Annotated in this window: 17 protein-coding genes; 3 read left to right on the top strand and 14 right to left on the bottom strand. The window is 69.6% G+C overall.

The features are described from left to right. The first annotated feature begins 17 nt into the window (after window positions 1-17). The gene (locus tag J3476_RS04305) at window positions 18-1424 is read left to right on the top strand and encodes a serine/threonine-protein kinase (RefSeq protein ID WP_207065297.1); all 1407 of its coding nucleotides are present in this window, start codon (window positions 18-20) and stop codon (window positions 1422-1424) included. Window positions 1425-1426: 2 nt separating this feature from the next. Here J3476_RS04305 and J3476_RS04300 read toward each other — a convergent pair whose 3' ends face one another. The 10 genes from J3476_RS04300 to J3476_RS04255 all read right to left on the bottom strand — a co-directional run bounded on the left by J3476_RS04300 (window position 1427) and on the right by J3476_RS04255 (window position 18466). Then, complete coding sequence (locus J3476_RS04300) at window positions 1427-2317, bottom strand: MBL fold metallo-hydrolase (RefSeq protein ID WP_286182591.1); 891 nt, start codon at window positions 2315-2317, stop codon at window positions 1427-1429. Next, window positions 2314-5514 (bottom strand): arabinosyltransferase domain-containing protein, encoded by a 3201-nt coding sequence (locus J3476_RS04295; protein ID WP_207065296.1) that lies wholly within the window; start codon window positions 5512-5514, stop codon window positions 2314-2316. Before J3476_RS04295 ends, J3476_RS04300 begins: the two co-directional genes overlap by 4 nt. Further along, on the bottom strand, window positions 5511-8759 hold the full coding sequence (locus J3476_RS04290; RefSeq protein ID WP_207065295.1) for an arabinosyltransferase domain-containing protein: 3249 nt from the start codon (window positions 8757-8759) through the stop codon (window positions 5511-5513). Before J3476_RS04290 ends, J3476_RS04295 begins: the two co-directional genes overlap by 4 nt. Before the next feature lie 24 nt (window positions 8760-8783). After that, entirely contained in the window at window positions 8784-11972 is a 3189-nt protein-coding gene (locus tag J3476_RS04285) for an arabinosyltransferase domain-containing protein (protein WP_286182590.1), read from the bottom strand. Window positions 11973-11976: 4 nt separating this feature from the next. Then, window positions 11977-13875, bottom strand: a complete 1899-nt coding sequence (locus J3476_RS04280) for a galactan 5-O-arabinofuranosyltransferase (RefSeq protein ID WP_207065294.1) — start codon at window positions 13873-13875, stop codon at window positions 11977-11979. Then, window positions 13875-14639 (bottom strand): decaprenylphospho-beta-D-erythro-pentofuranosid-2-ulose 2-reductase, encoded by a 765-nt coding sequence (locus J3476_RS04275; RefSeq protein ID WP_207065293.1) that lies wholly within the window; start codon window positions 14637-14639, stop codon window positions 13875-13877. The genes J3476_RS04280 and J3476_RS04275 overlap by 1 nt, the downstream gene beginning before the upstream one ends. After that, window positions 14640-16022 carry an FAD-binding oxidoreductase gene (locus J3476_RS04270; protein ID WP_207065292.1) on the bottom strand — a complete coding sequence of 461 codons (1383 nt, stop codon included), beginning with the start codon at window positions 16020-16022 and terminating at the stop codon, window positions 14640-14642. It lies immediately after the preceding gene. Window positions 16023-16054: 32 nt separating this feature from the next. Next, on the bottom strand, window positions 16055-16450 hold the full coding sequence (locus J3476_RS04265; protein WP_286182598.1) for a GtrA family protein: 396 nt from the start codon (window positions 16448-16450) through the stop codon (window positions 16055-16057). A 123-nt stretch (window positions 16451-16573) separates the two neighbouring features. After that, window positions 16574-17047 (bottom strand): nitroreductase family deazaflavin-dependent oxidoreductase, encoded by a 474-nt coding sequence (locus J3476_RS04260; RefSeq protein ID WP_207065291.1) that lies wholly within the window; start codon window positions 17045-17047, stop codon window positions 16574-16576. Window positions 17048-17056: 9 nt separating this feature from the next. Then, window positions 17057-18466 (bottom strand): PLP-dependent aminotransferase family protein, encoded by a 1410-nt coding sequence (locus J3476_RS04255; RefSeq protein ID WP_207065290.1) that lies wholly within the window; start codon window positions 18464-18466, stop codon window positions 17057-17059. Between the two features lie 49 nt (window positions 18467-18515). Between J3476_RS04255 and J3476_RS04250 the strand changes: the two genes are divergently transcribed. Continuing rightward, a complete protein-coding gene (locus tag J3476_RS04250; protein ID WP_207065289.1) occupies window positions 18516-18977 on the top strand; it encodes a carboxymuconolactone decarboxylase family protein in 462 nt (153 codons plus the stop codon). Between the two features lie 106 nt (window positions 18978-19083). Beyond that, complete coding sequence (locus J3476_RS04245; protein WP_207065288.1) at window positions 19084-19524, top strand: pyridoxamine 5'-phosphate oxidase family protein; 441 nt, start codon at window positions 19084-19086, stop codon at window positions 19522-19524. 7 nt (window positions 19525-19531) lie between these two features. Here the strand turns inward: J3476_RS04245 and J3476_RS04240 are convergent, their stop codons facing one another. From J3476_RS04240 to J3476_RS04225, 4 genes are read right to left on the bottom strand one after another with little or no spacing between them, the layout of a single operon-like run. Beyond that, entirely contained in the window at window positions 19532-20362 is an 831-nt protein-coding gene (locus J3476_RS04240) for an ABC transporter permease (RefSeq protein ID WP_207065287.1), read from the bottom strand. Beyond that, the gene (locus tag J3476_RS04235) at window positions 20359-21249 is read right to left on the bottom strand and encodes a glycosyltransferase (protein ID WP_373889020.1); all 891 of its coding nucleotides are present in this window, start codon (window positions 21247-21249) and stop codon (window positions 20359-20361) included. The genes J3476_RS04240 and J3476_RS04235 overlap by 4 nt, the downstream gene beginning before the upstream one ends. Before the next feature lie 8 nt (window positions 21250-21257). Then, the gene (locus tag J3476_RS04230) at window positions 21258-22073 is read right to left on the bottom strand and encodes an ABC transporter ATP-binding protein (RefSeq protein WP_207065285.1); all 816 of its coding nucleotides are present in this window, start codon (window positions 22071-22073) and stop codon (window positions 21258-21260) included. 1 nt (window position 22074) lies between these two features. Continuing rightward, complete coding sequence (locus J3476_RS04225; RefSeq protein WP_207065284.1) at window positions 22075-22596, bottom strand: bacterial proteasome activator family protein; 522 nt, start codon at window positions 22594-22596, stop codon at window positions 22075-22077. Window positions 22597-22735 lie beyond the last annotated feature (139 nt).

Genomic DNA, 22735 nt, shown 5'->3' with positions numbered 1-22735 from the left:
ACTTGTAGGATTCGCCCATGCCGCTGACCGACGGCGAGGTGATCGCGGGTTACACGATCTCGCGTCGGCTGGGAGCCGGCGGGATGGGCGAGGTCTACCTGGCCAAACATCCCCGACTGCCGCGTTACGACGCGCTCAAGGTGCTCTCCGCCGCAGTCACCGCCGACGACGAGTACCGCCAGCGGTTCAACCGCGAAGCCGACATCGCCGCCACCCTGTGGCATCCGCACATCGTGGCGGTCCATGACCGCGGCGAGTTCGGCGGCCGGCTGTGGATCTCGATGGATCACGTCGAAGGCACCGACGCGGCCGCGCTGCTGGCGCAGCGCTACCCCGACGGCATGCCACCGGAACTGGTCGCGCGCATCGTCTCGGCAGTGGGCGACGCGCTGGACTACGCCCACGAGCGCGGCCTGCTGCACCGCGATGTCAAACCCGCCAACATCCTGATCGCCGACCCGCAGACCGACCACGAACGCATCATGCTGGCCGACTTCGGCATCGCCCGCCGCGTCGGCGAGGCCAGCTCGCTGACCGCCACCAACATGACCGTGGGCACGGTCGCCTACTCGGCGCCCGAACAGCTCACCGCCGACAAGCACATCGACGGCCGGGCCGACCAGTACGCCCTCGCCGCGACCGCGTTTCAGCTGCTCACCGGAACCCCACCCTTCCAGCACTCCAACCCGGCGATCGTGATCAGCCAGCACCTGACCGCCCAGCCACCGGCGATCGAGGACCACCGGCCCGAGCTGTCGGGACTCAGCGGTGCGTTCCGCAAAGCGCTGGCCAAGTCGCCGGCCGACCGCTTCGACACCTGCGCGGACTTCGCCCGGGCGCTGGCCAACCGGACTCGGGCTGCGGTGCCGGGCGGCTCCTTCACCGACACCGACGACGACGAAGCGACCATGCTCGCGCCCGCCGCGGCCGGCGGCCGGCACGCCAAGAAGTCCTCGGCCACCCCGTCCCGCGGCCGGCTGCTGATCCTCACCGCGCTGGCGCTGTCGCTGATCGCGGTGGTGTCGGTGCTGCTGCTGGTGTTCTACGACCGCGGCGAGCGGCGCGCCGATGCCGGCAGCGCCACCCCGTCCGCGTCACCGACGCAGCCGGCGCCGGGCGCGGGCGTGACCCTGCCGGTCGTCGTCGTGGGTGCCGACTGCGCAACGCTGGGCGCCGCCGGGCTCACCGAGCAGGGCGCTCCGGCCTACTGCGCCCGGCTGTCGTCGACCGGTGCGCCGCTGTGGTCGCTGTACCCGGGCGAGATCGCCCACCCCTCGGGCGCGCCCACCGCGGGGCCCGCCGCGGACACCGACACCCCGGTGCTGGTGTGCATGCAGCAGACCGGGCGCGACGAGGTCGAGTGCCGGAAGGACATCCTGGCCGAGAACACCGATCCGTCGGCCAACGACAACCAGTCCGGCTGACGTCAGATCGGGGGCAGGTCCAGCCAGCTGTCGACGGCGAAGTTCGCCCCGCGGGCGGCGACCGTCGCTCCGCCGCGGCCCGGGTAATGCGCCGGGATGACGGTCGCGCGACGGCGCGCCGCCTCGGTGAACACCCGCCGGCGGGTGGCGGTTGCCGCGTCGGCATCGACGTCGAAAGCGCACGGGTCGTCGGGGCGCGGCAGCTGGATGGGGCAGTGGGTGAGGTCCCCGACGAACACCGCGGGTGCCCCGGCGTCCAACCAGAGGACCGACGATCCCGGCGTGTGGCCGGGCGCCGCGCGCAGCCACAGCGACGCGCTGAGTTGATGGTCGCCGGCGAACAGTTCGGTCTGCGCCTCGACGGGTGCGATGCTGTCGGCGAACACCAGCCGCATCCCGTCGGTGGCGCCGGCACCGTCCGGGCAGAAGTACCGATGATCGTCGGCGGGCATCAGGTAACGGGCGTTGCGGAACGTCGGCACCCACTCTTCGTCTCCGTCGGTGGCGGACAGCCGGGTGTTCCAGCCGACGTGGTCGGTGTGCAGGTGGGTGTTGATCACGACGTCGACGTCATCGGGAGCGAAACCGGCGTCGGTCAGCGCTGCCAGGAACCCGGTGTCGAGGTGATCCAGCGGCGGCATGTGGGGACGCTGCCTGCCATTGCCCACACCGGTGTCGACCAGCACGGTCAGCCCGTCGACCTCGATCACCCAGGTCTGGACCGCGATCTTCCACTCGTCGGCGCGGCGGTCGACGAACAGCGGGTCGAGCAGGTCGGCGTGGTCGTCCCACGCCTGCGGAGGGGTCTGGGCGAACAGTGATGTGCGCATCTGGAACCGGGTCTCGACCACCCGGGTCAGGGTGGCCCGGCCGAGCCGGGTCCGGTCGGTCACGGCTGGATGCGGATCGGACCCGGCGAATACAGCCCGGAGTGGGTGGACTCGCCCAACTCGATGTCGGCCGGCTCAGCGTCGACGACGGTGTCGAAGCGGCGCAGCGAGCCCCAGTCCTGGCCCCAGTCCTGTGACAGATACGTCGACATCACCGAGGCGCGCAGCAGCAGGTCGGTGATGCCCAGCAGGCCGCCGTTGAGGCCGTCCTGCCAGGTGTCGGTGCTCTGCAGCTTGGCGTAGTAGTCCGGGGAGATCCGGAACTTGGGGATCTGGGTGACGCCGTTGGCGTGCAGCATGGGCTGCTGGCACGGGAAGGCGAGCCCCACCGCCCAGTCCATCAGGACCGGCTGCTCGGAGCCGACGTACTCCTGCACCGAACGCAGCTCCGGCACCCGCGGCGGGGTCACCGCGAGCCAGTCACCCTGGCTGAGCGACAGATCCTCGGCGATGACCCGGACCGCCACCGCGTCGGCGGGGATCTGCTCGCGCGGGTAGCGCAGGTTGCGCCACGACGGTTGCGGGCCGATGTCGTAGGGGCTGACCCGGCCCGCGGCGACCAGCGCGCCGTCGGGTCCGCGCCGGGCGTACTCGAGGTCGACGGTCTGCCCGGAGCTGAACCCGTCGGCCACACTCGTGCCGGCGATCGTGCCTGCCGCGCTGATCACCACCAGCGGATGCGCGTCGTCGGCGGGCGGCAGCTCGTACCAAGCCGAGGCCAGGCGGCTGTCCTGTTGCGCGCCTTCAGAATACGTTCCCGCGACCGGGACCCGGGCAGGGTCCAGACCGTAGGGCAGCGGCACGGTGGATCCGTTCACGCCCGGGCGCGTGAGCCGGATCGGCCGGTTCCAGTCGTAGTCGGTGCCCGGCTGCGGGTTGTTCAGCCGGATCGCCTCGGCGATGATCCGGTCGGGAATGCCGTTGGGGGAGAAGCCGACCGGGTCGGTGCCGCCGAGCGGTCCGAGCGGGCCCCAGTCGCCGGGCAGGGGCTGCAGGAAGCCGTCGTTGGAGTCGGGTTCGACGAGTACGTCGTCGGCCAGCCCGCAGCCTCCGACGAAGGCGCGGACGTTGGCCCAGCCGTTGGAGTAGGTGGGGTACTGGCGCACCACCCCGACCGCCATCGACGCGATGAAGACGACCACCATGAAGCCGGCCGCGATCGGAATCGGGGCGGCGGTGAGCCGGTCGACCATCCGCGAGTCCTGTCGGCCCGCCAGGTGCAGCCACAGCGCCCACAGCGCGGCGACGGCGAACAGCGCGAAGAACACCGCGCTGACGGTGACGCCGCCCAGTTGGGGCATCGAGCTGTTGAACGGGACGCCGAAGTTCGACACGTACCACCAGCCGTTGGTGGAGGCGAAACACAGTGCCAGCACGAAGAACACCAGCGACAGGAAGGCCATGCGGTTGCGTGCCGAGCGCAGCACCAGCGGAGAGACCAGCACGGTGGCCAGCGCCGCCATGGCCGCACCGACCGCGGCGAACAACCCGAAGTGGTGGATCCACTTGGTCGGGGTGAACATCAGGAAGAAGATGGTGGCGAAGATGACACCCATCAGCCGCCAGGCCGGTCCGCGTGCGACGCCGGGAACACGCTTGCGCCGCAACATGATGAACAGCGACGCGAACAGCGACATCGCGGTGAACAGGAATGCCACGCGGCGCGAGATGGCGCCGTCGGTGGTCGGCAGGATCAGGTAGTAGTACCGCAGGTTCTCGGTCCACCACTCCTGGTTGGGGCCGATCGCGGTGCGGATCCGGGTGGCTTCGAGCACCGTGGCCAGGGTCTGGTCGGCGAACACCACGGCCAGCACCACGGTGCCCGCGGCCAGCAGCGGCGCCAGCAGCGGCCAGGTGCCGACCACCCGGCGCCGGCGCATCAGGATGCGCAGGATGGGCCGGCCGCCGGCGACCAGGGCAGCCACCGCGATCAACCCGGTCGGCTGGATGCCGAGGGTGAAGGCTGCGGTCGTGATGGCCAGCGCCGCCGGGGTGAGGCGTCCGGAGGTGATCGCGCGTTCGATCAGCACGTAGGTGATCAGCGCGCCGGTGGCGATCTGGCCTTCGGGGCGCAGCCCGTTGTTGAACGGCATCCACGCGGCCAGCAGCACCAGCCCGGCCGCCCACAGCGCCGGCCGGCTGCTGAGCACGGCGGGGCCCAAGCGGGGCAGCACTTCCCGGGACAGCAGCAGCCAGCACACCAGCGAGCACACCAGGTCGGGCAGCCGGATCCAGATGCTGGCATCGCTGACCTGGGTCATCAGCGCCAGCAGGTTGTAGTACCAGCCGAACGGATCCTCCGGGCTGCCGAACCAGCGGAAGTAGTTCGACATGTAGCCGGCGTGGTCGGCGACCCGCGCCATGGCCAGGATGTAGCCGTCGTCGGAGGAGTTGGCGCCGATGACGTACCAGAGCAGGAAGCCGCCGACGACGACGCCGTCCACCGGGGTCACGGTGCGCCAGCGGGTGGGGATCAGGCGATGCATCCGCCGGCCGTCGAGCCGGTCCAGTCGCCACAGCGCCAGCAGCGCGATCACCGTCGACGTGATCGCGAGCAGGATGGCGACCAGCTTGAGCGTGGTGGGCTGCGACGTGAAACGGGTGTCGATCGTCGCCGACAACGACAGACCCGGCGGCGCCGGACCGCTCAGATCGGTGAACACGCCGACGATGGCCGGGCGCAGGTTCGGGTCGGGATAGCCGGTGCGCTGCGGCGAGCCGGCATCGGGTCCGGAATCCTGGGTCAGCCCGACGAACTCGGCGTAGGTGCCGTCCAGCGACGACGTGATGACCAGCTCCGAGCAGCCGCCCATCCGGTCACGGTCCACGCTGGCGACCACGACGTTGCGCACGATCACGTCGACGCGGGACTCGGAGACCATCACGAGCATCGCGTTCAGCGCGGCGTCGCGCCCCTGTTCCGGTGCGGTGCCCAGCACCAGGCCACCGTCGCCGGGCATCGTGTCGATGACCTCGCACGGCACGGTGGCGGTCAGCTCCACCGGCGCCTGGGAGATCAGCGGCGCCGTCACGTTGCCGACCTGTCCCTGCTGGGGCCAGCTCAGCGTCGCGGTGGTCTGGGTGACGGGCAGCAGCGGAGTGGCCACCGCCATCACGAAGCCGAGCAGCCCGGCGATCATCGCCACCCAGCGGGCCACGCTCACATCGCTTTTCGCCGAGGTGGCGAGGTCCGAGGTCATGGCAGTGCCCTGATGGGTCCGCCCCGGCTCCAGCCGAACACCCGTGTCGTCCCTTCCTCGATGGCGGCATCGGGCGCCTGCTGCGCCGGCACCGCCCGGTAGTAGCGCTCGATCGCACCCCAGTCCCGGTACCAGTCACCGCGCAGATACGTCGGGATCGCCGAGGTGCGCGGCAGCAGCGCCTGGATGAACAGCAGCGGGCCGCCGTCGTCGGCCGACTGCCACTGGTTCGACGAGATCACCATCTGCTTGAAGTTGGGCAGGATCCGGTACTCGGGCAGCTCCGCGACCCCCAGCCGCACCGAGAACGGTTGCTGGCACGGGAAGTTGGCGGCGGTGGCGATGTCCATCAGCACCGGGGTGTCGTCGCCGAGGAACTCGTCGGCGGTCTGCAGCACCGGCACCCGCGGCGGGGTGAAGCCGAACCACTGCTCCTCGGACAGGTTGGGGTCGTCGGCGATGATCCGGGCCACGTTGGCCTCCGGCGGCGCCGTGTCGAGCGGGAACCGCAGGTTGCGCCACGCCTGCTGGGCGAAGACGTCGATCGGATCGACCTCGTTGAGGGCCTGGTAGGAGCCGTCGGGCCGATGCACCCCCCACTGCAGCTTCAGCGACTGACCGTAGTTGAAGGAGCCGTCCTCGTTGTAGTACCAGATCGCGCCCGCCGCGGCGACGGCGACGATCGGCCGGTCGGCCGGGTGCTCCCCGGCGGCGAAGGGCAGCTGGTACCAGGCCGAGGTGACTTTCGCCGCGACGTCATTCTCGTCGTAGCTGCCCATCACCGGGGTGCGGTCGGGGTCGAGCCCGAACGGCAGGAACACCCGGGAACCGTTGACGCCCTCGGGACCGTAGCCACCGCCGGTCTCGGCCGCGTAGCCGATGCCGATGTTGGGCTTGTCGATGGGGCCGTCGGAGTTCACCATGCCCGGGTTGCCCACGATCGGCTCGCCCGGCTCGAGGGTGTCGCTGACCCCGTTGGGGTTGAACCCGACCGGGTCTTCGCCGCCCAGCGGGCCGTATTCGCCGAACTGCTGCCCCGGCACCGGTGTCAGCATGCCGGCGTTGGTGTCGGCTTCGACGAGGACGTCGTCGGCCATCGCGCAGCTCTGTCCCGTCAGCGCCGCCAGGTTGGCCGCGCCGGTGGTGTACACCGGGTAGCGCCCGGCGGTGGCCTTGACCATCGACGCCAGCTCCAGCACCACCATGATGGTGGCCACGACCAGAAGCGGTGTGGACGCCAGCGCCCGGTTGCGCCCGGTGTCGGCGACCTCGGTGTGGCCGGCGTAGTCCATGCGGAAGTGCAGCCACGCCGCCAGCAGGCCCCCGACGATCGCCAGCACCAGGAAGATCGTCGTGACCGGGTAGCCGACGATCACCGGCTGTTTGTCGAACCAGGGGACGCCGTAGTTGCCGGTGTAGAACCAGCCGTTGATGCCCGAGGTCGCCCACGCCAGCACGAACAGCAGCGCGGTGACGTAGAGGGCCAGGTTGCGTCGGCTGTGCAGTCCGACCCGGGCGAACGCGAACGCGGTCACCGCGCCGAGCGCGCCCGCCAGGCCGGCGAACGCGCCGAACTGCACCGCCCACTTGGTCGGGGTGAGGGTCAGCAGCAGCAACCCGACCGCCGTCGTGCCGACCAGCCGCCACACCGGCCCGTTCATCGCGCCGGGCACGCTGCCGCGGCGCAGCAGCACCACCAGCAGTCCGAACACGCACAGCAGCAGGATCAGCACCGAGAAGCGGCGCGTCATGGAGCCGTCGACGCTGTCCTCGACGGTGAGGAAGTAGTAGCGCAGGAACTCCTGGTACCACGGGATCGTCGGCCCCACCGTGTACTTGATGCGCACCGATTCGGCGACGGTGGCCAGGGTCTGGTCCCGGAACACGATGACGAAGACCAGCGAGGCGGCGGCCAGCAGGGGCGCCACCTGGGCGGCCAGCCCGTCGATCGGCCGGCGCGCGGCGATGATCCGCCAGACGGCGCGGGCGCCGACCAGCAGCGGCGCCAGCGCGATCAGACCCTGCGGAGCCAGCGTCACGGTGAACATCGCGACGATCACCGCGACCGCGACGGGCCACAGCCGGCGGGTGCCGATGGTCCATTCGACCAGCATCCACACCGCGATCACGCCGAACGCGATGAGCGGTTCGGGGCGCAGGCCGTTGTTGAACGGCAGCCACGCCGCCAGGAACACCGCGCCGGCGGTCCACACGGCGGCCTTGTTGGCCGCGACCCGGCGGCCCAGCCGGGGCAGCAGGCAGCGGCTGATGATCAGCCAGGTCGCGATCGCCGCCAGGGTGGCCGGCAGGCGCAGCCACACACTGGCGGTGCTGATCGACGCCAGCTGGCCCAGCAGGCTCTGATACCAGTCGAACGGGGCCTCGGCCGCGCCGAAGAAACGGTAGTAGTTGGTGGTGTAGCTGGCCTCCCCGGAGATCCGGGCGATGGTGGTGTTGTATCCGTCGTCGGAGGATTGCGGTCCGACGATGTGCCACAGCAGCAGCGCGGCGACGACACCGGCGTCGGCGAGCCATGTCGACAGCCCGACCCGGCGCCGCCGACCGCTGCGACGGCGTCCCGATGCCCCGTCGAGCACGGCCAGCGCGGCGATCGACGCCAGCACGCACAGCACGCCGAGCACCATCACGGCCAGCTTCAGGGTGGTCGGCGACGTGATGAACCGGGTGTCGACGTCGATCGTCGCGCTCAGCCCGGCGGTGTCGGGCGGGACGTCGAGTTCGGTGAACACCCCGGTGACCTGGGGCCGTTTCTCCGGGGCGAGCGTCCCGGCGGCGCCGGGGATGCCGATGAAGTCGGCGCCGACCTGGCCCACGTCGGCCCACAGCCGCAGCTCGCTGCAGGCGCCGGCCTCGACCTCGGCGCGCGGTGCCACCGCGGCCACGGTGTCGCGGAACGCCGCGACCACGGTGTCGGGGTAGGCGCGCACGAACAGCCCGTTGCGGCTGGCGTCGATGCCGCCCGGTGGGTTGGTCGAGAACACCAGCCCGCCGTCGGCCGGCAGCGTGGCCACCGCGGAGCACGGGATCGAGACGTCCAGCGCCCGGGGCGCCCCCGATACCAGGGGCGCGGTGATGTCGCTGACCGCCCCGTCGGCGCTACTGCCCTGCGGCCAGGCGATGGTCGCGGTGGTCTGGTTGACCGGCAGCAAAGGAGTCAGCCCGCACAGCACCAGCCCGAGGAACCCCGCGACGAGCGCGATGACACGGGAAGGCGGTGCAGACACGAGGCTCGATGGTATGCGAAGAACTTAATGACGCAGCGGCGCCGGGCTCCACAAGCCGCTTCGCGTCGTGGTTCCCAGGTCCAGGCGGGCGGGTTCGGCGTCGGGGTAGTACGGCACCAGCCGCTGCAGTGAGCCCCAGTCGCGGTCCCAGTCGTCCTTCAGGTAGGTCGGCACGGTGGTGGCGCGCAGCAACAGTTCGGTGATGCCGAGCGGCCCGCCGCCGACGTTGTCCATCACCGGGGAGTTGGCTTCGGCGCCGAACCGGTCGGGCAGGATGCGCCACTGCGGAACCTCGGTCACGCCGTACTGATGGTCGAACGGACGCTGACACGGGAAGGCGAGGCCGACCAGCCAGTCCAGCAGCACGGGGTCGCTGGAGCCGACGACGTCCTGCAGCGTGCTCAGCTCGGGGATGCGCGGCGGGGTCAGCGCGATCCAGTGTTGAGGGTCGAGGTCGTCGTCGCGGGCGACGAGACGGATCCGGGTGGCGTCCTCGGGGATCGCGGACAGCGGAGCGCGCAGGTTGCGCCAGGCGGGCGCGGCGCCGACGTCGCCGAAGTTGATGCCACCGGCGGGCTCGCCGTCGGATCCGGCCCACTGCACGGTCACCTCGTCGGGGTCGAAGCGCCCGGCCGCGGACACCACCAGCAGCGGGCCGGCCTCGTCGCGGGGCGGCAGCTGATACCAGGCCGAGCGCAGCAGCGCGGGCTGTTGCGGCCCGGACCGCCAGCTGCCCAACACCGGCGTCTGGGCCGGGTTGAGGCCGAACGGCAGTCGGGCGCGGGATCCGTTGACGCCGGCTGCGGCGGTGGTGCCGCCCTGGGTGTCGGACCCGCTGCCGGTCGCCTCTTCACTGTCACTGTCGGTAAAGCTGGTCGAACTGCTGTCGTCGATCACCGAGTCCGGAGATACGTCCGACGGGATCCCGTTGGGCCGGAAGCCGTCGGCGGTCACCGCGCCGAGCCCGTCGCCGACGGGCACCCCGACCGGGGCGAGCAGCCCGGCGTTGGGGTCCTGCTCGACCAGAACGTCGTCGGCCATCCCGCAGGTGTTGCCGGCCAGCGCGCCGAGGTTGGACCGACCGACGCTCCACGCCGGGTACTGGTTGATCATCCCGAGGGTGAGCGAGACGACCTCGAAGGTCACCAGCGCCCAGGCGGCGACGGCCAGTGGGGGTTGCGCGATGCGCCGCAGCCACGGCCGGGCGCCGTGCGGTGCGTCGGGACGGCCGGAGAAATGCAGCCAGGCGGCCACCAGCAGCGCGAGCACCGAACACCCGAGCAGCACGGTCATGAAGCCGAGCCGCCACTGCGGGAAGTCGTTGGACCACGGCACGCCGAAGTTGGAGACGTACCACCATCCGTTGACCGTCGCGAACGACAACGCGGTGACGAACAGCACGGCGGCGGTGAACAGTGCCCGGTTGCGGGCCGAGCGCATCGCGGCAGCGCCGATCGCGACCGCGGCGAGTGCGCCCAACGAGCCGGCCAGCCCGGCGAACACCCCGAAGTGGTGGGTCCACTTGGTGGGGGTGAACATCATGGCCAGGAACGAGATGACCGTGATCCCGACGATGCGCCTGCTGGGTCCGGCGGCCGTGCCGGGGATGCGGCCCTTGCGCAACGTCATCGCCACCGCCACCGCCAAGGCCAACAGCAGTGTCAGCACCGCGAAGCGGCGGGCGACGGAACCGTCGGGGCTGGTGGTGAACAGCCGGGAGTACCGGATGTGTTCGTCGAACCAGGCCAGGCTCGGACCGACCGACGATTTGAAGCTGCTGGCCTGCAGTTCGGCGGCCAGCGTCTGATCCCGGAAGATCAGGAACACCGCGACGGTACCGGCTGCGGCGATGGGGGCCAGCAGCGCGAGGTAGCCGAAGCGCGACGTGTGCGCGGACACGATCGTCTTCAACGGCCCGATGGCCACCAGCAGCGCGCCGATCGCGGCGATGCCGGTAGGCCCGGAGAACAATGTCAGCGCGCCGATGATGATCGCGACCGCCACGGGGAGCAGCCTGCTGGTCGCGACGCCGCGCTCGACCGAACACCAGGTCAGCAGGATGCCCAGCGCGATGATCGGTTCCGGGCGCAGGCCGTTGTTCAGCGGCAGCCACACCGCCAGGAACATGCCGGCGGCGGTCCACGCGGCGGCGCGGCTGTGTTTGACGGCGATGCCCAGCCGGGGGATGACCTCGCGGCTGATCACCCACCAGCAGGCCAGCGCCATCAGTAGTGTCGGCAACCGCATCCACACGCTGGTCGTGCTGACGTGGCTCCACAGCGCCAGCAGGTCGTAGTACCAGCCGAACGGCGCTTCGGGGGTGCCGAACCAGCGGTAGTAGTTGGCCATGTAGCCGGCGTTCTCCGACACCCGGGCCATCGTCAGGATGTAGCCGTCGTCGGCGGTGTTCGCGCCGACGAAATGCCACCACACCAGCACCGCGGCGACGAGCCCGTCCAGCGGTGTCACCGACCACCAGCGCGGCGGCAGGAATCGGCGGTGCCGCATGCCGTCGGCCCGGTCGAGGACGTGCAGGGCGCCCAGCGAGATCACCGTCATCGTGACGCCGACGATCATGGCCAGCAGCTTGAGCACCGTCGGCGAGGTGCTGTACCGCGAGTCGACGGTCGCCGAGAACTGCAGGCCGGGCGGCGCGGACCCGGACAGGTCGGTGAACACACCGACGATCTGGGGCCGGAAGTCGTAGCCGCTGCGCTCGCCGCGCAGCGGCTCACCGGGATCGGGATCGTCGGGGCCCTGGGTCAGGCCGACGAACTCGCCGGTCACCCGGTCGGCGTGCGCGGTGAACCGCAGTTCCTCGCAGTCCGGGCTGAGTACCTGATCCAGCGGCGCGACGACGACGGGGGTGTTGCGGACGATCACCAGCAGGTCGCCGCCGACCCGTTCGATGAGCAGGCCGCGGTCGACGGCCTTGGGCGCCTGCTTGGGCACCGTGGACAGCAGCACGGTGCGGCCGCGTTCCTGCAGGCCGGCGGCGGCGCTGCAGGGCACCGTGATCTCGAGGTCGGTGGCGACGTAACCGATCAGCGGCGCGTCGACGCTGGCGAGCACATCGTTTTGCGGCCAGTTCAGTTCGGCGGTGGTCTGTTCCACCGGCAGCAACGGAGTCGCGATGGCCAGCAACGTGCCCAGCAACCCCGCGACGATCGCGATCAGCCGCGCGGTGCGGTGGTTGCTCGGCTCTCTGACCACGGGGCTAGATGGTAATTGGCTTGCGGATGGCCAGGACGAACGGCCCGATGGTCGACACGTCGAACCGCGGATCGTCGAACAGGGCGTCGTCGAGCTTGACGTGGTACCGGCGCACGTTGGGCTGATTCGGGTAAACGTCGGCGGCCAGGCGCAGCGTGTAGGTGTCGTTCGCGCCGCGGCGCATCAGGAACACCGACGGCGGCGGCCACGGCATCGCGTCGAGCGCGGCGATGAACTCGTCGGACTCCGACATCAGCGCCCAACTCTCGATGGCTCTCGCCCGGGCGTCGAACTGCGCCAGCGGATTGGCGTAGTGCGACGTGAGTCCCTGGAAACCGTAGTACGGGTAGTAGGACAGGAAGCTGTAGTCGGCGGTCATCACCACGGTCTCGTTGCGGGGCCGGCCGGTGACCTCCAGAATCCGGTCGTCGATCTCCCGGTAGTACTGTTCGGCCCCCGGCGGGCGGCGATCGGCCCGCTCGCCGTAGCCGTCGGTGTCGGTGTAGGCGACGACGATGTCGGGACGCAGCACGTCGGGGATGTCCTGACTGAATGTGACCGCCCCGAGGGCGCCGATCGCGGTGGCCGCGGCGACGACGCGCTGGGCGTTGACCGTCTTCACCCGCGCGGCCAGGGCTCGGGTGATGTCGATGAAGCCGAACGCTCCCGCGGCGGCGAGCAGGATGGTCAGGGTGGGCTGGAGCCGGAACGACAGCAGGGTGGTGCCGACCAGGGTGGTCAGCATCGACAGCAGCGACCACGCGTAGACGGCCAGAACCGCGGCCGCCAAGGCCCCAGCGCGGGTGGACGTGCGTGCGTAGATCACCAGCCACAGCGTGCCGAGCATGCCCAGCGCGCCCAGCAGCGTGAACTGCAGCATCGGGAACGACAGCTCGGCGCCGTCCTTGGGCAGATAGTGCTGGGCGGTCCCGGTGTCGGCGGGGGTGCCGGTCGCGGCCTCGAGCAGATACGGCGCCCAGCCGATCAGCGCGATCGCGCCCGAGATCACCGCGATGACCAGCAGTCGCAGCAGCGGCTCCCAGTGCCTGCGCGTCACCGCCACCAGCGCCGCCATCAGCGTCAGCGTGAACGCGGCGTAGGCCAGCAGCAGCGTGTAGAACAGCGCCGCCACCCCGAGGAAGATCCCCGTCCCGACGATGGCGGCCCAGCCGCCGCTGTGCGTGGTTCCCGCCTCGCCGGGACGCTTCCCGCCCCGCAGCCCCGACCACGCCAGCACGAACACCGGCGGCAGCAGCACCGCGATGATGGCCGCGTACGGCTCGGCGGGCGAATAGGCCAGCGCCGCCGCGGCGGTCGCGGTCGACACCACCAGGGCGTACTCGAAGCGGATCATCGCGGCCCACAGCACCAGCGCCAGCACCATGGCGACGGTGATCGAGATGATCGACCACGGTTTGAACATCTCCCACGCCGGTGTGCCGGTGAGCGCGGCGAGTCGGCCACCGAGCCAGAACCAGCCCGGCGGGTAGAACGGCGGCAGCCCGATGTAGGTCATGTCGTGCAGTTCGGCGGTGTCGGTCAGCCGGGTCAGGTACTCGGTGCGGAACTGCTGGTCGACGGAGATGCCGAACAGGTACAGCCGGGTGGCGCCCAGCGGCATCGCGAGTGTGACGACCGAGAACGCCGCCAGGAACAGCACCGACCCCAGCCGGGCCGCCAGCTGGCGGCCCCGGCGCCACAGCCACCCTGACGCCAGCAGTCCGGCCAGGCAGGCGACCTGTCCCACGGTGGTCAGCGCGTGCAGCTGGTTCGACGAGTTGTAGGCGGGCCACTCGACGCGGGCGATGGCGAGCAGGCTGACCACGGCCACGGCGGCGGCGATGGCGGCCGCAGCGACCATCTGGCCGGCCACCCGCACCGGGACGGCCAGAGCGCTGCGCATCAGATGGGCAGCCTGCGGAAGATCGGGCGGGGGATGTGCCGCAACACCATCATCACGTACCGGAACGCTCCCGGCGCCCACACCAGTTCTTTGCCCTTCGCCGACGCGGTGACGGCGAGATCGGCGACATACTCCTTGTCGACGGTCAGCGGCGCCTCCTTGACGTGGGCACTCATCCGGGTGCGCACCTGGCCGGGACGGATGACCAGCACCCGGACCCCGTACTCGCGCAACGCCTCTCCCAAACCGAGGTAGAAGCCGTCGAGTCCGGCCTTGGTGGAGCCGTAGACGAAGTTCGACCGCCGGACCCGCTCACCTGCCGCCGAGCTCATCGCGATGATCTGGCCGAAGCCCTGGGCACGCATCTTGTCGCCGAGCAGTACCCCGACCGACACCGCTGCGGTGTAGTTGATCTCGGCGATCTGCACCGCCTTGCGCTGGTTCTGCCACAGTTCCTCGGCGTCTCCGAGTAACCCGAACGCGACGATCGCCACGTCCACATCGCCGCCGGCGAACGCCTCGTCGATGACCGTGGGGTGGCTGCCGGTGTCGACGGCGTCGAAGTCGATGACCTCAACCGACTTGGCGCCGGACTGGGTGAGTTGGGCTTTCGCTGTGTCGCGCAACGGATCTCCGGGCATGCAGGCCAGCACCACCCGGGCCGGCGCGTTGCGCAGGTAGCGTTCACAGATCGCCAGCCCGATTTCCGAGGTGCCGCCCAGCAGCAGAATCGTCTGCGGGTTACCAGTGGCGTCGAAGACCATCTACTGCAGCTCCAGTCGTCTGGCCATGTCGGAGACGAACACCCCGTGCGGGTCGACCTTGCGGCGCAGGGCGATCCACTCGTCGATGCGGGGATACATGGCGTGGAAGGTGGCGGCGGTGGTGCGGGAGTCCTTGGCGGTGTAGAGCCGGCCGCCGAACTGCAGCACCCGCTTGTCGAGTGAGTTGAGGAATTCGTTGAGCCCGGCCTTGATCTGGAAGTCGACGCAGACATTCCAGCCGGGAATCGGAAAGCTCAGCGGCGCATCGTTTCCCGGGCCGAACAGTTTGAAGACATTGAGGAACGAGTAGTGACCCGAGCGCTGGATGTCTTTCATGATGCCTTTGAACTCGTCGACCGCCTCGGTGGGGACGACGAACTGGTACTGGGTGAAACCGACCGAACCGTACGCGCGGTTCCACTCTCCGACCATGTCCAACGGGTGGTAGAACTGCGTCAGGTTCTGGGTCTTGCCGCGGTAGGTCTTGCCCATCCGGTACCACAGTTCGGTCATCGCGCCGAAGATCGGCTTGTTGCCCAGGCCGCTGGGGAAGATGTCCGGCGCGGTGAAGTACTGCGGGGCGTCGAACTTCAGGGGGTCTTTCTGCAGCTTGACGGGCAGCTGATCCAGCGTCGCCAGGGAGCCGCGGGAGATGACCGCGCGCCCCAGCTTGGGCGGCGCGCTCATCGCGTCGAACCAGGCACTGGAGTAGGTGTAGTTGTCCTCGGTGCCGTCGCTGTGAAAGGCGATCGTCTCGTCCAGTCCGGCGGTGACGTCTCCGTCGGCGATGAAGTACGCCGTCTCGGTCGGTGTCATCGCGATGGTGGCGCGCAGGATGATGCCGGTCAGGCCGTTGCCGCCGACGGTGGCCCAGAACAACTCGGCGTCCGGACCCGTCGGAGTCAGCGTGCGCACCTCGCCGTCTGCAGTCAGCAGGTCCATCGCGCGGACGTGGTTACCGAAGCTGCCGGCGCTGTGGTGGTTCTTTCCGTGGATGTCACAGGCGATCGCACCACCGACGGTGACCTGGCGGGTGCCGGGAAGCACCGGCACCCACAGCCCGAGGGGCAGGGCGGCGCGCATCAACTGGTCGAGGTTCACCCCGGCATCGAGGTCGACCAGCGCGTCGTCGGCGTTGATGGAATGGATGCGGTTCAACGCGCTCATGTCGATGACCAGCCCGCCGCCGTTCTGGGCGTTGTCGCCGTAGGAGCGACCCAACCCACGGGCGACGACCCCCCGGCCACCGCCTTCGGCGGCACGGGTCACCGCTTCGACGACCACGTCCGGGTCGGGCGGCGACAGCACCTGCGCCACGGAGGGCGCGGTGCGGCCCCACCCGGTGAGCCGCTTGGCGGTGGTCGGGAAGTCGGTGCGCAACATCGTCACAGAGGGTACCGCCTGTGCCGCGGCACTCAGCGCAGCCGGAAGATCACTGCGCGCTGGACGATGAAGTTGATGACCGTGGCGGTGCCCTGGGCGATCACGAACGCGACCGGCACCCCCCAGGACTTGTCCTCGAACTGCAGGTAGAGCACGTAGTTGATGCCGACCTGCACCGCGTAGGTCACGGCGTAGAGCACCGCGACGGCGATGAAGCGCGCCGTGCTGGGCGGGGCCTGGAAGGTCCAGCGCCGATTTATCAGGTAGGCGGTGGTGGTGCCGGCGATGAAACTCAGCGTCTTGGCGACGTTGACGTGCAGTCCGGCGGCGAGCAACGCTATGTAGAGGCCGAAGTCCACCACCGCGGCCAGCCCGCCGGTGACGATGAATCGCACGATCTGAGTTCTGAGGCTCAGCTGCGGGGACAATGGGGGCTCGGCCACCCGGGCAGCTTACGGGGTCAGCCCCTGACGTTGAGACTGCGACCACCGCGGGAAAAACCGAGAAAACCCCACCGTGAACGCAGTATCAACGGTGACGGCGCTGTCTTCTCAGGTGCGGGTGAGTCGGACGACGGGGATGACGCGGCCCTGCGCGCGTGCCACGTAGTCCTCGTACCCGGGATACACCCGCACGGCTTCGGCCCATGCCCGGTCCCGCTCGCCCGGGTCGGTGACCTCGGTGGCGGTGTATCTGCCGCTGCGCCTGCCGGCGAGCACGTCCACGGCGGGGTGGGCCTTCAGGTTGCGGTACCACGCCGGGTGTCCGGTCCTGCCGAAGTTGGAGGCGACGAGGATCAGGGAATCACCGTCGGTGATGTAGACCAGCGGCGACGAGCGCTGCAGTCCCGACTTCGCGCCTGTGGTGGTCAGCAGCATCACCGGTAGCGGATAACCGAAGCTGAACCGCCCGCCGGTCAGCCGCAGCAGCGCCGGGTCCAGCTTGGGGGGAACACTCGAAACGAATTTGTAGCCCAGTGAGGTTCGGGAAATCCGTTGGATCAGTCGCTGCGGTGCACCGGCCATGATCGGAGGCTATATGCCGCTGGCGCGCAACACGTCACAAAGGGCGGACACGGCCGCGGTGAAGGCGTGCTCGGCGGGGGCGGCGAACCCGACGATCAGTCCGTCGGGCGCGGGCAGGGCAGGGTCGGCGTCGGGGTGGCGCATCATCGACAACCCGGTGAGCGTGATGCCCGCCTCGCCGGCTCGGCGCAGTACTTCGGGCTCGGCACCGTCGGGCAGGTTCACCAGTGCGCTGACGCCGGCGGAGACCCCGCGGACGTCGACTTTGAACGGTGACAGGGCGGCAACCAGGTGATCCCGGCGGCGGCGGTAGCGCGCCCGCATGCGTCGGATGTGATGGTCGTAGTGACCTCCGGCGATGAACTCGGCCAACGTGAGCTGCTCGAGCGCCGAGACGGAGAATTGTTGTCCGCCAGCGGCTTCCACCACCCCGTCGACCAGTTCCTCGGGCAGCGCGAGCCAGCCCAGCCGAAGCACCTGCGACAAGCTCTTGCTGGTCGACCCCAGATACACCACCCGCTGCGGGTCCAGCGCCTGCAGCGCACCGACCGGCTGGCGGTCGTAGCGGAACTCGCCGTCGTAGTCGTCGTCGAGCACGAATCCGCCGGTGCGTTGCGCCCATTCGACGACCGCGGTGCGCCGGCGCGGATGCAGAGGCACCCCGAACGGGTTGTGATGTGCCGGGGTCAACAGCACGGCCGGGACCCGCTGGTCATCGAGTTCGTCGACCCGCGCGCCGTCGTCGTCGACGCCGATCGGCACTGTGCCGGATCCGGCGGCGACGAGCGCATCACGAAACAGGAACAGGCCGTAGGCCTCCACCGCGACGGGTCCACCGAGAGTGCGTCCCAGCAGTTCGACGGCGTGGCGCACGCCGGCGCAGATGACGATCGACTCGTCGGAGGTGCGCACGCCGCGGGCCCGCGCAAGGTATTCCGCCAGCGCGCTGCGCAACTCGGGCCGGCCGCGGGGATCACCCATCCGCAGCGCCGAGTTCGGCGCCCGAGTCAGTGCCCGGCGCGCGCACGCCGACCAGGTGCTGCGGGGGAACTCGGCCACATCCGGGCACCCGGGCATCAGGTTGTGGACCGGTTCGGTGCCGATGCGCCGGGGCCGGCGGGAGGGCTGGGCCGGGCGCACCACGTCGACGACCCAGGTGCCCGCACCCTGCCGGGAGTCCAGCCAGCCCTCGGCGACCAGTTCGGCGTACGCGTCGGCGACGGTGTTGCGGGCCAGCCCCAGATCGGTGGCCAGCGTGCGGGACGGCGGCAGCGCCGTGCCGGGGCGCAGCCGGCCGGAGCGGACCGCGTCGCGCAGTGCGCCGATCAGAGCGTCTTTGGCGCCTCTCGCCCCGGGGGTGAGCGCCGAGCGCAGATCCAGATGGAGATCGCGACGACCGGAATTGGCCCAAGAAACCACCCCGGTATTGAACCAAGAACAAGGGCCAATGCGCAGTAGCGTCGAATTCATGACACAGACACTGACCCCACCGGCACGCGTGAAGATCTATAAGGCCTCCCCCGAGTTGTACGACGCGATGATGACGCTGTCCACCGCGTCCGCCCGGGACGTCGAGTCGGACCTCGCCGAGCTGATCAAGATCCGCGCCTCGCAGCTCAACCACTGCGCGTTCTGCCTCGACATGCACCTGCGCGATGCCCGCAAACACGGCGTCGCCGACCAGAAGCTCGACCTGCTGGCCGCATGGGCGGAGGCCGGCGAGGTGTTCACCGACCGCGAGCGCGCGGCGCTGGCGCTCACCGAGGCCATCACCCGCCTCGGTGAGGACGGGGTGAGCGACGAGGTCTATGAGCGGGCGGCTGCGGCGTTCACCGACCGGGAACTGGGGCAGGTGATCGCCATGGCTGTCACCATCAACGCATGGAACCGCATCAACGCGGCCGTCCGGATGCCCCCGCCGCGCCGCTGAGTGCGCAGATCACCGTCGCCGGTGCCTCCGGGAAGTGCCATTGGACCCTGACCTGCGGCGACCCCCGCCCCTAGGGGTGGGCCGGGCGGGCGCCGACGATGGGATCATGAACACCACCGACGCGCCCCAGGCGCCGATCACCGAGCTCACCGAGAAGGACAGCTGGGATCTGCTCTCCAGCGTCTCGCTGGGCCGCCTCGTCACCACGGTGGCCGGGTGGACCGAGATCTTCCCGGTCAATTTCGTCGTCCAGGACAGGACGCTGCTGTTCCGCACCGCCGAAGGCACCAAGCTGCTGACGTCGGTGCTCAACGAGCACGTGGTGTTCGAAGCCGACGATCACAATGTCGCCGAGGGCTGGAGCGTCGTGCTGCGCGGCACCGCACACATGCTGTCGACCTCGGAGGAGATCGACAAGGCCGAGCGGGCCGGCCTCTACCCGTGGGTCGCCACCCAGAAGCTGCGGTTCGTCCGGGTGACTCCCGAGTCGCTGACCGGGCGGCGGTTCGTGTTCGGGCCCGAGCCCGACGGCTCCGTGCCCGGCTGAGCGGTTCTCAGACCCAGTAGGGCACCCGGGCGCGGTACTGCCGCATGGCCAGCGCCGCGAACAGCCAGCCGATCACGGTGAGCGCGATGACGATCACCCAGTGGTGCAGTTGCTGCTCGGCGCCCAGCAGCGGGGCGCGCACGATGTCGAGGTAGTGCAGCAGGGGGTTGAGCTCGACGATCCGGGCCCAGTCCCCGGCGCCCTGGCTCTGCAGCGTCGCCTCGTTCCAGATGATGGGCGTCATGAAGAACAGCAGCTGCACCAGCGAGGTCAGCAGCGGGCCGATATCGCGGTAGCGCGTGGCGAGGATGCCGAAGCACAGCGCCACCCACACGCAGTTCAGCGCGATCAACGCGAGCGCGGGGATGAACGAGAGATCGGTCCACTGCCAGGGTTTGGGGAAGATGATCGCGATGATCACGAAGATGATGATGTTGTGGGCGAACAGGATCATCTGCCGCCACACCAGCCGGTAGACGTGCACCGACAGCGGGGTCGGCAGCTGTTTGATCAGGCCCTCGTTGGCGATGAACACCTCGGCGCCCTCGAGGATCGAGGCGTTGATCAGATTCCAGATGATCAAGCCGAGGGTCACATACGGAAGATGTTCGGACAGCTCGAGTTTGAACAACTTCGAGTACAGCCCACCCATCGCGACCGCGGTGGTGCCGGTGGCGATCGTGATCCAGAACGGGCCGAGCACCGACCGCCGGTAGCGCTGCTTGATGTCCTGCCAGCCCAGGTGCAGCCACAACTCGCGCTTGCCGAAGCCGTCGACGAGGTCGCCCCACGCCCGCCGGAACGTCTTCGACTGGGCAGCGGCGTCCAGGAACGTCATGGTCTGGTGAACCTTTCGCGTCGACCGAGGCGCCGCAACCGGATCCACTCGACCAGTCCGGCCGGGTCGCGCCGCGAGACCAGGAAGTACCAGCCGAAGCGCACCCACTCCTGGGGGATCAGCTTGCGCATGCCCGGCTGGGACTGTAGGTATCCGCGGTTGCGGTAGGTGTAGTAGCGCTTGATCGCATTGTCGGGGTACTGGGTGTGCATGCGCCCGCCCAGGATCGGCTTGAACTCGTCGCCCCCCTGCGGATGCAGATAGACCGCGTCCAGGCAGGTGCCGAACGGCAGGCCCGTGCGCAGCAACCGGCGGTGGATCTCGGTCTCGTCGCCGCGGATGAACATCCGCAGGTCGGGCACGCCGGTGGCCTCCAGCGTCTCGGCGCGAAACAGCGCACCGTTGAACAAGTGCGCGATGCCGGGCAGCAGGTCTTCGTTCGGTGCTTCGGCGCGCAGCTCACTCACCGAGCGACGCCACACCACGCCGCGCCGCAGCGGGAAGGCCAGCAGTTCGGGGCGGTCCAGATCGCAGATCATCGGCGACACCTCCGCGAGGCCGTGGCGCTCGGCACTGGCCAGCAGAGTGGCCAGCACCTCGGCGTCCTGGGGGCGGCCGTCGTCATCGGCCAGCCACACCCAGTCCGCGCCGAGGCTCAGCGCGTGCAGCATCCCCAGCGCGAACCCGCCGGCGCCGCCGAGGTTGCGTCGCGATCCCAGGTAGGTGGTCGGGATCGGTTGCCCGCCAACCAGATCCTGGACGTGTTCGTCGTGGTCGTTGTCGACGACGATCAGATGGTCGGGCCGCCGGCTCTGCGAGCAGAGCGCATCGAGGGACTTGGAGAGGTCGTCAGGGCGGCGATGGGTGACCACGACCGCGCAGATCATCGGGCTGGTCATGCCGGCCGGCTCTCCCGGCCGGTCTCCTCGAGGACTTCGCGGACGTGGCGGGCGGCGTCGTCACCTTCGTAGGCGCGCACGACGTCCTCGATGCCACCCTCCATCTTGACGGTGCCGTGGTCGATCCACATCGCGGTGTTGCACAACCGCGCGAGGAACTCGTTGGAGTGGCTGGCGAACACCAGGATGCCCGAGCGTTCCACCAGCTGGGCCAGTCTGGTCTGCGCCTTCTTCAGGAACTCGGCGTCGACGGCGCCGATGCCTTCGTCGAGCAGCAGTATCTCGGGATCGATGCTGGTCACCACACCCATGGCCAGCCGCACCCGCATACCGGTCGAATACGTGCGCAACGGCATGGACAGGTAGTCGCCGAGCTCGGTGAACTCGGCGATCTCGTCGACCTTGGCCAGCATCTGTTTGCGGGTCTGCCCGAGGAACAAGCCGCGGATGATGATGTTCTCGAAACCGGAGATCTCCGGGTCCATCCCGACGCCGAGGTCGAACACCGGAGCAACCCGGCCGCGCACGCTGGCCATGCCTCTGGTCGGTTCGTAGATGCCCGACAGCAACCGCAGCAACGTCGACTTGCCGGCTCCGTTGTGGCCGACCAACCCGACGCGATCACCCATCTTCAGCGACATCGTGATGTCGCGCAGCGCCTCGATCACCACGACGTTGGAGTCGTTGCGGCCGATTGCGCCGCCTGCTCTGCCGAGGACGGCCTTTTTCAACGACCGGGTCTTGGCATCGAAGATGGGGAACTCGACCCACGCGTTGCGGGTCTCGATGCAGGGCTCACCGGGATCGGTCATGTCACAGGTACTGACCGGTGCCGGGGTGTCCCGGCCCGCCACGCTGCCCCGGCACGCTCACGCCGGGAGGCAGCGCGCCCTGCCGCATCTGCTCCAACTGTTGGCGGGCCGCCATCTGCTGGGCGAACAGCGCGGTCTGGATTCCATGGAAGAGGCCCTCGAGCCACCCGACCAGCTGGGCCTGGGCGATGCGCAGCTCGGCGTCGGAGGGGACGCCGTCCTCGGTGAACGGCAGCGTCAGCCGCTCCAGCTCGTCACGCAGTTCGGGAGCCAGCCCGTCCTCGAGTTCGGAGATGCTGGTGCGGTGGATGTCGCGCAACCGGCCGCGGCTGGCTTCGTCCAACGGAGCCGCGCGCACCTCTTCGAGGAGCTGCTTGATCATGGTGCCGATCCGCATCACCTTGGCGGGCTGCTCGACCAGGTCGGTCAGCGCCTTGCCGTCGGCGCCGCGCTCATCGGCCGCTCCCGCCGGATCACCGCCGATGATCTCGATGTTGTCGTCGTCGTCGGAGTTGCTCGTCATGCTCCTAGGGTGCCCCACCATCGCCGTTCTACCGCGGGCTGGGTCCGCCGCGTCGGCATCGATCTTCTCACGGCGGCCCCAGCTACCGGGTCTGACACCGTAGTCGATAGCCTCCGGCGCTGCCAGCAACGTCGGTGTC

Origin of the sequence: Mycobacterium sp. PO1 (assembly GCF_017312405.1) — a bacterium.
Lineage (GTDB): Bacteria > Actinomycetota > Actinomycetes > Mycobacteriales > Mycobacteriaceae > Mycobacterium.
Note: the sequence above shows the minus strand (reverse complement) of the source record. Positions and strands in the feature narration are given on the sequence as shown.